This is a genomic window from Nostoc sp., assembly GCF_036917315.1.
Classification (GTDB): Bacteria; Cyanobacteriota; Cyanobacteriia; order Cyanobacteriales; family Nostocaceae; genus Nostoc.
Window position 1 is genome coordinate 143,714 of sequence record NZ_JBALDR010000006.1, and the last position, 13,835, is coordinate 157,548.

Sequence of the window (13,835 nt, forward strand, 5' to 3'; positions counted from 1 at the left end):
TCCAGTGGGACTAAAGTCATAATAAAAATGATTTTTAATAAGTAGATGTTGTGCTGCTCGGGATATATTCAGCATTCAATTATATTAGGAATAATAAAGTATAATTATATACTTTGATTCCTAGTTCAATTTTAACAAAAAATAAAAAAGCAGGCCCCTCTTAAAATCGGAACCTGAAAAACTATAAAGAAGATGAAGTTTTCTTAAAATGTTTTACGATCAACTGCTCTTAGAAACAAAGAAGGCGACTATAATCAAGCCGACAACCAAAGCTGTAGCGGCAATTCCTAGTAGGAGATAAGTTCGCTTTTGCCCTTCTGTGGGAGGTTCTGCTTGATAAATCTTTGGTTCCCGGGCAAAATTATTTAGAAGACCGCCTTCTTCATTGGTATAGGGCATGAATGAATTCCTTTATCTTTATCGTTAATTTAATGTTACATAAATGCTAAATCTGGTCTTAAACTGCTAGATAAATCGTTACATTTTGGATTGGGGACAAGAGGCAGAGGGGCAGAGGGGCAGAGGGGAAAAACTTACTGCAACATCTCCTCGGTAACATAACGTAGCTGTTGGCGCAGCCTCTTATGGAGAAGTGCTACTCCTCTGCTCCCCTGCTCCCCTGCTCCCCTGCTCCCCTGCCTCTTGTCCCCATTCTCTAACTAGTAATCGTCCCAGTTAGAGGTGAACTAGGACTGGCGTAATCTTTAATAGGCATTCTGCCAGCAAGGTATGCTAGACGACCGGCGACTGCTGCCAAATTCATGGCACGAGCCATTGCTGCTGGTTTTGGAGAAAGAGCGATCGCACTATTAATCAACAAAGCATCTGCTCCCAATTCCATTGCCTGGGCGGCTTCTGAGGGTGAACCAATACCAGCATCTACCACCACTGGCACACCTGCATTTTCGATAATAATTTGGATATTGGCAGTTGTTTTCAATCCTTGTCCAGAACCAATTGGTGATGCTAAAGGCATGACTGTAGCACAGCCTACCTCTTCTAAGCGCTTGGCTAACATCGGGTCAGCATTGATATAGGGCAATACTGCAAAGCCTTCTTTAACTAGTTGTTCTGCTGCTTGCAATGTCCCAATTGGGTCTGGGAGCAAATACTTAAGGTCGGGTATTACTTCTAACTTTATAAAGTTATTATCTTCTTGCCCCAACAATTTCGCCATTTCTCGCCCTAAACGCGCCACCCGAATCGCCTCTTCGGCAGTTTGACAACCTGCGGTATTGGGTAACATCCAGATTTTCGTCCAATCTAAGGCTTCCGCTAAACCTTCATGTCCAGGAGCCTTGGTTTGTACCCGTCGTACTGCTACGGTGACAATCTGGCAATCGCTGGCGGCGACACTTTGCTGCATTTCTTCAATGCTGCGATACTTACCAGTTCCCGTCATCAAACGGGATTGGAAGGTTTTGCCAGCGATAATCAGTGGGGAGTCTTGAGTGGGAAGTGGAGATATAGCAGAGTGATGTCCGTTAGAGAAATTGGCAGAGTGAGTCAGCATTGGGGTGGAGGTAGATGGCTGGGACTGGAAGCGCGAATAGTGAAAATCAGCAAGTAGGGGGTCAGACTTTTGTTCTAAGATTAAATCGGCAATCAAAGTGGCTGTTACGGGCGCAAGTAGAATTCCGTTGCGGTAATGACCCGTAGCAAAGGTTAAATTTTGACAGTGACTAGTTCCCAGGATGGGCAATTCATCAGGGGTAGCTGGGCGAAATCCCCACCAAAATTCCTGGATGGGATAATGCTTTAATTGGGGATACAGGCGAATGGCAGCTTGAAGTAATTTTTGAATACCTTCTGGGGTGTTGTTGGGCATAAAGCCAACGTCTTCACTGGTTGCACCAATAACCAGGCGATCGCGTCTTGGTACGATGTAAATATTCTGCCCGAACAAAACCCGCTTCAAAGACAATTCCGGCGAAACTTCTGGTATCCGCACACTCAGCATTTGTCCTTTTCTGGGTAGCACAGGTAGCGGTAACAATTCATTTGACCAAGCACCTGAAGCTAAAACATAGTGCGCGGCGCGAATTATTCCAGCATTGGTTTGGACGCCAACCACTTGTCCCTGTTGCTGTAAAAATCCTTCTACTGTAATGCCGTCTCTGAGTTCAACACCAACAGACTCAGCCGCCGTCCGCAATACCTGAGCTAGAGCTTTATTATCAACTTGTGCATCTTCAGGATACCACCAGCCGCCAACTACCTCGGCTCCCAATCCTGGCTGATATTGATGAATTGCCTCTTTGTTTAACCAGTAAGCCGGGGACTCTTCGCTAGCAGAGGGGCGGAGGGGCAGAGGGGCAGAGGAGAGAAGTTTTCCCTGCTCCCCTGCTCCCCTGCTCCCCTGCTCCCCTGCTCCCCTGCTTTTTTCAAACACGGGTGCAAGGATACCACAGGCACGGTAGCCAGTATTTAAGCCGGTCAGTTCTTCTAATTTGCGCGTCCAATCGGGATATAAGGCACGCGATCGCCAACACAAGGAACGCATTGCCCCATTAGGGATGTTTTCCGCATCTGGTGCCAACATCCCGGCGGCGGCGTGGGTAGCGGCAGCCTGAAAGTCACGACAAAGCACGGTGACGTTTGTCCCGCGCAATTTTAGTTCAATGGCGATCGCTAAACCAATAACGCCGCCACCAATAATCACAGTCTCACTAATCATTAGTCATTAGTCATTAGTCATCTGTCATTAGCCATTTATCATTAGTACATAACTAATAACTCATAACTCATAACTCATAACTTATAACTTATAACTTGTAACTAAAGACGGGTCTGAAGACGGATCTGATCGTTACCACAAGGCGCGAATTGGTTCGTTGCTTTGATTTGTATCGCTAGATGGTGTGCTTGTTTCTGAAGAATCTGTATTGTTGTCTGTTGTACTGTCAGTTGAGTCATCGCCAGAATTCTGGGCAACGTTACTCCTGTTGTCAGGTCTTGGGGCTACAATACCACGCCTGTTTTCGTTTGTTTGAGTTGTTTGATTTCCTTCTGTTGCAGTTTCTTCATTATTGCTGCCACCACTGCCATTAACATTGATATTAGCTGGCAGGACTTCTGATTTCTTGTCACTAGGAGCGTTAGCAGTTTGTACGCCCATCGGAAAGTTGATGCCCAGTAATGTACCAAGCAGAATGGCTAAACCGCCAGCCATTAAAATTAAGGGTGTCCATCTACCCATCTTGTCTTAACTCCTTTTTAACCTTTTGGTGTCCACACTATTCGAGAACCTTGTCCCCAAAATCCATCAAACTTTGTCACTTTCACATCGCCTAAAACCTGAGTTTGACAGGCTAAACGTAAGTCTGTTGTAGGAGAATGGGGAGGAAGCGAACGCCGCGCTCGATCGCGCCAGTTCGCTGCTGATACTTTGCCCTCTACCTTAACCGCGCAGGTACCACAACTGCCAATGCCCCGACAGTTTATTACCTTAGCACCGTCATTGTAGAGGTTAATACCATTTTGCAGCAAAATCTTGCGGAGATTGCTTCCATGTTCGCAATCAATTGTTTTACCTTCAGCTATTACTTTAGGCATTTTTAAATTGCCAAACTGGCTTTTTGTTGTATATTGACACATTGCCTCGAAAGTTGTCTCGTCGGTCCCAGTTTTATGACCACAAATTCTTCACCTCAACTTTGGCTCTATGACACTACATTACGGGATGGCACTCAGCGCGAGGGGCTATCTGTATCGATAGAAGATAAGTTACGCATTGCCCGTAGACTCGATCAACTGGGAATTCCCTTTATTGAAGGCGGTTGGCCTGGTGCCAATCCCAAGGATGTACAATTTTTCTGGCAACTCCAAGAAGATCCGCTCAAACAGGCTGAAATTGTTGCTTTTTGCTCGACTCGACGCCCTAATTCCACTGCCGCCACCGAACCGATGCTACAGGATATTTTGGCTGCGGGAACTCGCTGGGTAACGATTTTTGGCAAGTCTTGGGATTTACACGTGACAACAGGACTCAAGACGACATTAGAAGAAAATTTGGCGATGATTCGCGACACAATTGAGTACCTTCGTTCTCAAGGGCGCCGCATTATCTACGATGCCGAACATTGGTTTGATGGCTATAAGCACAATCGAGATTATGCTTTACAGACATTAGAGGCTGCGATCGCATCTGGTGCGGAATGGCTAGTCCTCTGTGATACCAATGGTGGAACTTTACCCCACGAAATTAGCCAAATTGTTCAAGATGTCATTAGTCATTTGTCATTAGTCATTTGTCAAGAACCAATGACCAAGGACATAGACGCGCCAGCGGCTTCCCGCAGGGTAGGACAAAGGACAATCCCGCAAATTGGAATTCATACTCATAACGATTCGGAAATGGCGGTTGCTAACGCAATAGCCGCCGTTATGGCCGGGGCAAAGATGGTACAGGGCACAATTAATGGTTATGGTGAACGTTGCGGTAATGCTAACCTTTGTTCGTTAATTCCTAATTTACAACTGAAGGCGGGTTACAGTTGTATCACAGAAGACCAGCTCACACAACTTACAGAAGCTAGTCGTTTTGTGAGTGAGGTCGTTAACCTTGCGCCAGATGAACACGCTCCCTTTGTGGGACGTTCGGCTTTTGCCCATAAGGGCGGTATTCATGTATCAGCAGTGGAACGTAATCCCCTGACTTACGAACATATTCAGCCGGAACAAGTCGGGAATCGTCGGCGCATTGTGATTTCGGAACAGTCTGGACTGAGCAATGTTTTAGCCAAAGCCCGCAGTTTTGGGATTGAATTGGATCAACAAAAAGCAGAGGCTAGGGAAATTCTCCAGCGCCTCAAAGATTTGGAAAGTGAAGGATTTCAATTTGAAGCCGCAGAGGCCAGTTTTGTGCTGTTGATGCACGAAGCTTTGGGAGGGCGCCAAAAGTTTTTTGAAGTCAAAGGTTTTCAAGTCCACTGTGACTTGATTGAGGGAAAAGAAACTAGCAATGCCCTAGCTACAGTCAAAGTCGCTGTTGACGGGAAAAATATTTTGGAGGCGGCGGAAGGTAACGGGCCCGTTGCAGCTTTGGATGCAGCTTTACGCAAGGCTTTGGTGAACTTTTATCCCCAAATTGCAACCTTTGATTTGACAGATTACAAAGTGCGAATTCTCAACGGACATACGGGCACTGCGGCAAAAACTCGTGTGTTGGTAGAATCAGGCAATGGTCGTCAGCGCTGGACAACGGTAGGGGTTTCCACCAATATTTTGGCGGCTTCCTATCAAGCGGTGGTAGAGGGCTTGGAATACGGTTTGTTATTACATTCCCAAGCAGAAGCAGCGGTGAAAGCTTCTAGTTGACAAAAGGGATATGTAGTGTAGGAAAAGTTTGCGTTTTTGGATGAAAAGGGGAAGCGATCGCCAAGGTGCGATCGCTTCTCACGATCTATTAAAAATTTTGCGCTTATATAGCGAAAAAAGCGGTTGTGAAAAGTAGCTCTACCAATTGCGCCATCCACCTTTAGGTGCAACTTCATTATTAGTAGACTTCAGCCCGTGACTTTGCAACAGAGTTTGATATTCTATGCTGCTTGCCCAACGATCAATTTCTCGCGCCCGCAGTACTGGCACTGGATGGGTTAATTGGGCTGTACGGGCAGCTTTGACCATTTCACCCAGTTCTGTCTTGCTGATATCATCGTAAGCGCGGGCTTGGGCAACAAAGGCATCGAGATTCAGCTGGGGCGCTAAGGTGGGAGAACCACCAGCCAACTTCATCAACACGGACATGACCACTTTTGGGTCTTGAGTTGCTAGTAATGCGGCGCGATCGCAGGTAAACTCAGCACAACGTACCCATTCCAAAAGTTGCGCCTGTATGGCTTGGGCAACGAAAGTACCGACATTTGGTACAATCGCCGCAGCTAATATTAATAAATTTACAGGAGTCAAGTAAACGCTATGGTCACACTTGAGATGCCCCAACTCATGGGCGATTACTGCCTGTATTTCTTCTGGTGTGAGGATATCAATTAGGGAAGTGTGTAGCACAACAAAAGGCTGTTTACCCCGCACAGCAAAAGTATAGGCGTTGGGAGCCGGATGTTGCCGGACGTACAACTGGGGAGGATCTATATCCAGAATTTTACAGGCATCTAATAAGAGCTTGTATAAATCGGGTAGTTGCTTTTCACCCACCAAAATGCTAGAGGCAATATTTTCCACATAGAAAACCTGCTCTGCCATTGGCCCGAGCCAATTTCGCACCAACATATCTATGCCTGGTATCTGCTTGAGCGCTCTGGTAGCTTCCAGGTCTAATGGATGACGAAATGAGTCAGCTTTTAAACCAATCAGCGGGGTTTTGAAGAAGGACATAGTGTAACAAGCTATAAAAAAATACAACTATGGAATCTGGCTGGATAGATAAACAGCCTCCCACAGTTAGTATAACGATTTCAATTGGGGGTTTCCTTTCTTGCATACTCGTAACTTTCGGTATCGCTGCTCATTTCACTCCTTTGCTGCATACGCCTACCGAGCAAATCCTCTCCTTTAGTGTCCGTTGCAGTTAATCTTGATTGGACACACTAATATCACGCTCGGAGAATTGAATGCGCTTTGGTTTTTTTACTTTATGTGTTCTCGCACTAGCGACAACAAGTGGGTACGGCGCTCAGTCTCCCAAGATCCCAGCACTGGTGATGACCAGTCCGAATTCAGCTGAGGCCAACTACGAAGATAAATGTAGCAACGGCAACAATCTTGACAAGGTAAATCGCGATAAGTTTCTTAAACTTATGCTTGCTGATAAAAAATCAAAGCTATCTCAACTGAAAGTAGCTATCCTCAATGAAATTAAACAAAGTGGTGATGAACCACGAGGCGAGGGTGTCCATATTGGTGAATGGAATCAAACCTTCCATGACCGAAGTGGTTGTGGCACAAACACTAACAGTTACTCAGCATTTGTTGTCACCGTGACTGGTGGAAATGCAAACCATACGATAGTGAAATACTTGGTAACAATTGATGACGACGATAACGCAGGTAAAAGAACCCTCAAAATCCGCGACATCCGCCCAATCAACCTACGAAATGATAACTGACCAAGCCACTTCTCCTCGCTTCCTAGTTCACCTGCATCTTCAAACTGTGTACCGTATCCCCGAACAGTAGAAGGAGGGGTGAAATGAGCAGATGTGCAGAAAGTTACGCGCTTTGACTTGATGAGCCACTTTGACCGCCTTGTTAATGCATCAGCTTGCATTAAAAACGCTACGCTTTTACGCAAAACTGTACTAAGCATGAAGCTAGAATTAGTGACACGATCAAAGGAGATCGTTTTTTTCTGTTGTCACTATGAAGATATTAGTACTGAATGCCGGATCGAGCAGCCAAAAGAGTTGTCTGTATGAAATTGCAGATGAAGCTTTACCCACCCAAGCATCCCAACCCCTTTGGGAAGGGAAAATCACCTGGACTCAAGATCGGGGTGTGGCAGAAATTGAGGTGAAAACTGCTACGGGTGGAACGCTGCAAAAATCAATCTCTGGTGATTCTCCACAGGCGCACCTCACCTATATGCTCAATACACTTAATCGTGATGCTACCAAGGTAATCGATCGCTTGTCAGAAATCGATGTGGTGGGGCATCGGATAGTACATGGTGGAGAGGATTATCGAGATAGTGTGGTAATTACGGAGGATATCAAAAAGGCGATCGCTGGTCTGTCTAACCTTGCTCCCGAACATAATCCAGCCGCTGTGGAAGGCATAGAAGCAATTGAACAAATCTTAAAAGATGTCACTCAAGTAGCAGTGTTTGATACCGGATTTCACGCCACTTTACCCGATGCAGCAGCAATCTATCCCGGCCCATATCAGTGGGTAGAGCAAGGTATTCGCCGCTATGGGTTTCATGGCATCAGTCATCAATACTGTTCTGAACGTGCTGTCCAAATTCTCGGTCGAGATGTTGCATCTGAGCGATTAATTATTTGCCATCTGGGCAATGGTTGCTCTTTAGCGGCAATTAAAAACGGTCGCAGTATTGATACCACTATGGGATTCACACCCGTAGAAGGATTGATGATGGGTAGTCGTTCTGGTTCAGTCGATCCGGGGATTCTGATTTACCTGTTGCGGCACTGCAATTACTCTGTAGAAAAGTTGGATGAGTTATTAAATAAAGCTTCTGGGTTAAAGGGAATTTCGGGTGTATCTAGTGATATGCGTGAAGTGAGAGAAGCGATTGCTCAAGGTAATTCTCGCGCTCAACTGGCGTGGGATATCTACGTGCATCGCTTGCGTTCTGGTATTGGCGCAATGCTTGCTAGTTTGGGCGGATTAGATGCTTTAGTGTTCACAGCAGGCGTGGGCGAACACTCTGCGGAAATTCGCCAAGCCGCCTGTGAAGCCTTTGGATTTATCGGACTGAAAATAGACCTTGAGAAAAATCAACAGCAGCCTGTGGATGAAGATATTGCTACACCCGATTCAGCAGTACGGATATTAGTTATTCATACTCAAGAAGATTGGGCGATCGCCGGGCAGTGTTGGCAGTTGTTGAAACGTAATTAGAAAGTCTGATTTAATTTAGGTAATATTGTTTGAATATTTCAGCTACCCTAATCTTTTTCTGAAAATAGTCTTTCACGGAAAAATATCTTTTTCAATGCCTCACACCCAATTTTCAAGCTAATAACCAACGCATAAAGCCTTTACCAATTTGCCCTACTATAAAACTAAAAACCCATTGTAATAAGGGTCCAACTAGTGACAAAAATAGCAAAAAAAAGAAATCTGTGGGAGTAAAAATAAAAATACTAGAAGTGACACAAGTTAGTCCCCATGCTAGCCAATTTCGATATTCAGAGCTAATATAAGTCCATTTTGGAAGCTGATTAACCAGCCAATAGCGAATAGTAGCAAATACAACAGATGTTACTAACCCAGCAAGTATTGATAATGAAAATGCTAAGTTTAATCTCCATACAAAAAAAGTAGCAGGGAATAACGAAGCTAATTCCCAAGAGAATAAATTTAATTTAGTCCGAAGACAGCTTAGTATTTGTTCAATAAGCCAATAATGCAAATAAACAATATTTAAGCACTCAGGATTTTTGATAAAATCACTCTTGATTTTATGAATTATGTCACCATAAAATAAAACATTACTTTGTAAAACAATATCTTGTTCTTTCCAGAGATATAAATCTGATGTATCTTCTTTATAATAAGAATTAAACGTAATTCCATACTGTAACGTTGATTTTTTTTGTAATGATTTATTCCAGAATAACTTGATAAAACTTACTATAAAAGTATCGTCAAATGTTTTAAAGTTTTTTTTAGTAATTACTAATTTCTGGTATGACGTAGTGTTCTTATTAAAGCAAATCCGATCGCTAAAACAGTTGTAGTACCAAATATAAGCTAGTAATTTTGGCGGAATGAATAAAGAGCAGCCTATTTCTCGTGCTTCCTCAATTTGTTTTAAAACTGTCTTATTTAGATAAAAATTATACTGTCCTGACTCAACCTTAATTTGAAGCTCAATAGGAGTGCCTCGAGGTATTTGCACAAAGAAAGAGAGTTGAACATCAGCTTCACGATCTGTCTGTGTTTTATCAGCTTTCATTGTCGGGATAATTTTGCGATATTTTGTACAATACCAATCAGAAAATTTAGTGTTCCACGCCACTGTTTCTCTCCAGCAATTACCCCTTCATTATGTATTTTGAGGATTAAATCTCTATCCACTTCAGGTAATTGAAATAGCTTTTTATGATAACGGCTGATAATATCTCCATCTAACTGCATAACAGTTTGAGCATAAATAATATCGATATCTACGCTGGTAATATTACCACTATTAAGTGCAGCTTTAAGCTCAGACATTTTCCGCAGTGTACGAATAAATTTGTCATTATTCAAAAGTTCTTCAATTTCTTTCCATCTTTGCTGCAAACTTTTTATACTATTTTCTTCTCGATCTGTAACAGGAGTTGGAGCCGGCAATATTGGTCGAGCTAACTTTATGTATATCTCATCAGTTGGAACAATATTTGCTTTATGTTCCACCTGATATTTAAGACGCTCTTGATAGTGTATTATTCTGGAATCTGGCTCACTAGTCTCATTACTTTGTTCAAGAAGAATGTAAAAATATTCTCTTTCAAGTTGTGAAAAAAGACTCGTATAACGCTTACGTAGCTCTTGAGCTTGAGTTTTTTCTGGTTCTGATAAATCGTCTGGATTTGGAATTCCTTTGCTATCAAAGTAGTCTTTATCATTTATTGAATAAATCTCTTCATACGCTTGCCAAGCATTAAATTTTGCGCCAGTAATTTGATCCACAACCATTGTATTGACTTCTAAAGCTGTAATATCATCAACTAATTCATGTACAGATGAGACTACTTTTTCTAGCAAATCTTTGGCTTGTTCTTGAATTTTATTAGGCATAGTCATAATTTCCTTGATTTGTCTAAATCAAATTAACCTACAGGTTTGAATAAGCTCATATCCTGTAGGTATTTTTGGGTTAATATCAATTAATAAAAATTAATTGCTGGGGACGGGATAGCGATTGTTGCGAAGTTTTACGAGATTTCATAATTTCTATAAAAAATCCATACAACTTCTGCAAACTTTCTATATTTTTTTGCATAATTTCCCGACTTTCTTTGATTTGAGTTAGATGAAATTCGCGAAGTTCTGTATATGGCCCACTACCAACAAATTGACTACCAACTTCATTAGTTATATCACCATCAATTAAATTGATTATGGTGTGCATTCGATTACCTGTTTGAGCAATTTGCTGCCCTTGTGGTTGTTCTAACTGAGTAGATGAGTCTGGAACCCAAGTAGTAATTTCTAGCTCGACAACTTCCACTATTGCTGTTTGAATAGCATCAATAATCCCATCAATATTGAATCCTTCTCCCTGATTATTCAGCTTCTTAACTTTTCTTTTAAATTCACTACTTGGTTTGCTAAATTGACTATTGTTTTCCATATTTTCGATGGCTTGATCGTGAATGTTTGTGTTTTCGTTAAGAGTATTATTCACCATGAAATTTTAGAGGTTACAGACAGATTTAAATATAAACAAAATACAATTTTATGTTATGTCAAATTTTGGAAGGCTTTTACTACAAAAAAGTAACTAAAGTCAAAACAACTTAATATTTTAAGAGATTTTTACTAAAAAAAAGTTGTGATTTCCAAGAGCCAAATTTATCTTAGAGAAAGAATAATACCATTTTAGATTTTTGAGGTACTGCATTGCAGTGAAACCATCACTGCGGTAATGGTTTCCCGTTGTCCTAAGTGGCGTGATTTTGAAATAATTATTTAATTAGCTTTTGGGTGTTTCGTTCCAGTCGCTATAAATTAGACATTAATAAAAAATACTAAGTATACCTCAGAACAAAAGTAAAATAAAATACAATTTATAGCTAAGTAAGTAATTAATTTTATTAGAGCCTAGTAAAGCATAAACTCACAAATAGGGCTGACTTTTTTATACCACTATGTATACAATGATATGACTATAGCAATCCGATAGCGAAGCGGTAGCGAGTCATCGAGCGTCTTTGATTTCTGAATCACTCGTAGAGGTAAGGGACTCTTTACTAGGGACTGGGAAGAAGGAATAAAGGTGTACTGAATTTTGTTCAAAAATCAAATATGAGTCCTATATGATAATAAAGCCAAAGAAAATATGTTGTTATCTCGTCAAGCTTTTGCTACACCTTTTGTAATTTCTATGTGTATTTTAGGAGTTGGCTTGATTCAATTCCCCCAGTTGCAAAAACTAATAAATAGAAAAGAATTTGCTTCTTTAGAAACTTTAAAAAAAGAAATAAAAGCTGAAAATGTACGTCTTAATTTTCTCGAAAAAACGCCTAGTTTTGGTTATGATAACTTTATTGCAGATTTAGTATATCTCAATTTTCTTCAATACTTTGGAGATGATGAAATTCGGGATAAAACAGGCTACAGTTTAAGTCCAGAATATTTTGAAGTTATTCTAGAACGCGATCCGCGATTTTTAGCAGCATATCGCAGTCTTTCGATCAGTACTTCATTATATGCTGGTATGCCGGAACGTGCGATCGCAATATCAGAGAAAGGCTTAAAATCACTATCTCCCTCAGTTCCCGAAAAGTCTTATTATATATGGCGTTATAAAGGAGTTGATGAGTTATTATTTTTAGGCAACGCGAAAGCTGCCCAACAGTCTTTTGCAACGGCGGCAAACTGGGCGAGTAAATTTTCAGATGCAGAGAGTCAGCTTATAGCTAATACTTCCCAAATAACTGCTGAATTTCTAAGTCGAAATCCTAATAGTAAATATGCTCAAATTTCTACATGGTCAATGGTTTTAAATAATCATGCTGATGAAAGAACTCAGAAACGCGCAATTAAGGAAATCGAAGCTTTGGGAGGAAAAATAGTTACAACTCCTGAAGGTACAAATAAAATTATATTTCCACCAAAAGATTAAATTATTATTCATAACGGGTTGGTGCAAGTTGAGTGGAGAATTATATGCATCCAATTAGTTTAAAATTTGTCATGCATGATTGAGTAAGGTAATACTGATGTCAATAAAGCTGGCAGAATCTGACTTGCAAATCTTAGGGTGTTTTCCTGTTATTTCCCAGTTGCGCCCTCACCTTCAGCAGGATAATTTTGTAGAACAAGTTCGATATCAAATGAAAGAAGGATATCAACTTGCATTCTTGGAAATAGAAAAACAAGCTGTAGCGATCGCTGGATTTCGCATTTCTAATTGTTTAGCATCGGGAAAGTTTTTATACATTGATGATTTAGTTGTTGATGAGTTGAAACGGTCACACAGCTATGGTCAACAGTTATTTCAGTGGCTAATTGAATATGCCAGAAATCATGAGTGTAAACACCTGAGTCTAGATTCTGGTGTCCAGCGATTTGCAGCTCACAGGTTTTATCTCATGCAGCGTATGAGCATTACAAGCCACCACTTTTCAATAGAATTGTAGCGATAAGCAATTTGGTTGTGACAGATAATATTTTTTGGTATGACGGCAAATTAATTCACTCTCAAACCCTAGAATTAAACATTAACGATCCGGGTTTACTTTATGGGGCGACTGTTTTTACAACATTGCGGGTTTATGAGAACTCCATAGACAGTAATTTAACTAATTGGCAAGCACACTGCGATCGCTTACTTTTCTCAGTACAAACTTTTAATTGGCAGCAACCCGATTGGAACCGTCTGCGTCAAGGTGCCCAAATTCTTCTCCCACACTTCCCCGTTCTCAGAATTACCCTTTTTCCCGATGGACGAGAGTGGATAACTGGCAAATTATTACCACAAAATTTGACAGAAAAACAAAATAATGGTATTTTATGCGCTGTTGCCAGTTCCGAATTTTCTCGCTCTCTCCCTTCTCATAAAACTGGAAATTATTTGAGTGCTTGGTTGGCAAAAACTAGCTCAGATGCTCAAGAAGCAATATTAGTCGATACTCAAGGAAATTGGCTAGAAACCAGTACAGGAAACCTTTGGGGATGGTGCGATCGCAGTTGGTACACGCCACCAATAAAGGCCGGAATTTTACCGGGAATAGTGCGATCGCAACTTGTAAACTGGTTGCAAAACCACCAACAGCCAGCACGAGAAGAAACTTGGAGCGTCGAGTTAGTCCAGAGATTTGAAGCGATCGCCTACACTAATAGTGTGGTAGAAGTTATTCCCATTCATACAGTTCATCTGCCTTCAGGGTCGCTACAATGTAATCCCTACCATCAAAGTTTTCAGCTAATAAGGGAGCTTTTTTTAGCATGACAGCGACGCCAAATTTGTTATATCTTAA

The 13,835-nt window shown here is 41.5% G+C and carries 14 protein-coding genes; 6 read left to right on the top strand and 8 right to left on the bottom strand.

Going from position 1 to position 13,835, the window contains the following annotated elements; genetic code table 11:
* Positions 1-219 precede the first annotated feature (219 nt).
* The 4 genes from psb34 to V7K84_RS03140 form a co-directional block, all read right to left on the bottom strand.
* Positions 220-399, bottom strand: a complete 180-nt coding sequence (psb34, locus tag V7K84_RS03125) for a photosystem II assembly protein Psb34 (RefSeq protein WP_334836299.1) — start codon at positions 397-399, stop codon at positions 220-222.
* Positions 400-655: 256 nt separating this feature from the next.
* Positions 656-2,677 (bottom strand): glycine oxidase ThiO, encoded by a 2,022-nt coding sequence (gene thiO / locus V7K84_RS03130; RefSeq protein ID WP_334836301.1) that lies wholly within the window; start codon positions 2,675-2,677, stop codon positions 656-658.
* A 132-nt stretch (positions 2,678-2,809) separates the two neighbouring features.
* Positions 2,810-3,199: a hypothetical protein gene (locus tag V7K84_RS03135; protein ID WP_334836303.1), complete on the bottom strand. Its 390-nt coding sequence runs from the start codon at positions 3,197-3,199 to the stop codon at positions 2,810-2,812.
* A gap of 17 nt (positions 3,200-3,216) precedes the next feature.
* A complete protein-coding gene (locus V7K84_RS03140; protein WP_099099102.1) occupies positions 3,217-3,555 on the bottom strand; it encodes a 2Fe-2S iron-sulfur cluster-binding protein in 339 nt (112 codons plus the stop codon).
* 75 nt (positions 3,556-3,630) lie between these two features.
* Between V7K84_RS03140 and cimA the strand changes: the two genes are divergently transcribed.
* Positions 3,631-5,319 (top strand): citramalate synthase, encoded by a 1,689-nt coding sequence (gene cimA, locus V7K84_RS03145; RefSeq protein WP_334836305.1) that lies wholly within the window; start codon positions 3,631-3,633, stop codon positions 5,317-5,319.
* A gap of 138 nt (positions 5,320-5,457) precedes the next feature.
* Here cimA and V7K84_RS03150 read toward each other — a convergent pair whose 3' ends face one another.
* Positions 5,458-6,336 carry a M48 family metallopeptidase gene (locus V7K84_RS03150; RefSeq protein ID WP_334836307.1) on the bottom strand — a complete coding sequence of 293 codons (879 nt, stop codon included), beginning with the start codon at positions 6,334-6,336 and terminating at the stop codon, positions 5,458-5,460.
* A 236-nt stretch (positions 6,337-6,572) separates the two neighbouring features.
* On the opposite strand from V7K84_RS03150, the gene V7K84_RS03155 reads away from it, so the two are divergent.
* Complete coding sequence (locus tag V7K84_RS03155; RefSeq protein ID WP_334836308.1) at positions 6,573-7,067, top strand: hypothetical protein; 495 nt, start codon at positions 6,573-6,575, stop codon at positions 7,065-7,067.
* Positions 7,068-7,320: 253 nt separating this feature from the next.
* On the top strand, positions 7,321-8,541 hold the full coding sequence (locus tag V7K84_RS03160; protein ID WP_334836309.1) for an acetate kinase: 1,221 nt from the start codon (positions 7,321-7,323) through the stop codon (positions 8,539-8,541).
* Positions 8,542-8,653: 112 nt separating this feature from the next.
* On the opposite strand, the gene V7K84_RS03165 is transcribed toward V7K84_RS03160, so the two are convergent.
* From V7K84_RS03165 to V7K84_RS03175, 3 genes are all read right to left on the bottom strand, one after another.
* Complete coding sequence (locus V7K84_RS03165) at positions 8,654-9,601, bottom strand: hypothetical protein (RefSeq protein WP_334836310.1); 948 nt, start codon at positions 9,599-9,601, stop codon at positions 8,654-8,656.
* Complete coding sequence (locus V7K84_RS03170) at positions 9,598-10,428, bottom strand: hypothetical protein (RefSeq protein ID WP_334836311.1); 831 nt, start codon at positions 10,426-10,428, stop codon at positions 9,598-9,600. The genes V7K84_RS03165 and V7K84_RS03170 overlap by 4 nt, the downstream gene beginning before the upstream one ends.
* Before the next feature lie 85 nt (positions 10,429-10,513).
* A complete protein-coding gene (locus V7K84_RS03175; RefSeq protein ID WP_334836313.1) occupies positions 10,514-11,041 on the bottom strand; it encodes a hypothetical protein in 528 nt (175 codons plus the stop codon).
* 651 nt (positions 11,042-11,692) lie between these two features.
* On the opposite strand from V7K84_RS03175, the gene V7K84_RS03180 reads away from it, so the two are divergent.
* The 3 genes from V7K84_RS03180 (at position 11,693) to V7K84_RS03190 (ending at position 13,807) form a co-directional block, all read left to right on the top strand.
* The gene (locus tag V7K84_RS03180) at positions 11,693-12,478 is read left to right on the top strand and encodes a hypothetical protein (RefSeq protein WP_334836315.1); all 786 of its coding nucleotides are present in this window, start codon (positions 11,693-11,695) and stop codon (positions 12,476-12,478) included.
* 97 nt (positions 12,479-12,575) lie between these two features.
* Positions 12,576-12,995: a GNAT family N-acetyltransferase gene (locus V7K84_RS03185; protein ID WP_334836317.1), complete on the top strand. Its 420-nt coding sequence runs from the start codon at positions 12,576-12,578 to the stop codon at positions 12,993-12,995.
* Between the two features lie 17 nt (positions 12,996-13,012).
* A complete protein-coding gene (locus V7K84_RS03190) occupies positions 13,013-13,807 on the top strand; it encodes an aminotransferase class IV (protein ID WP_334836319.1) in 795 nt (264 codons plus the stop codon).
* Positions 13,808-13,835: the final 28 nt, after the last annotated feature.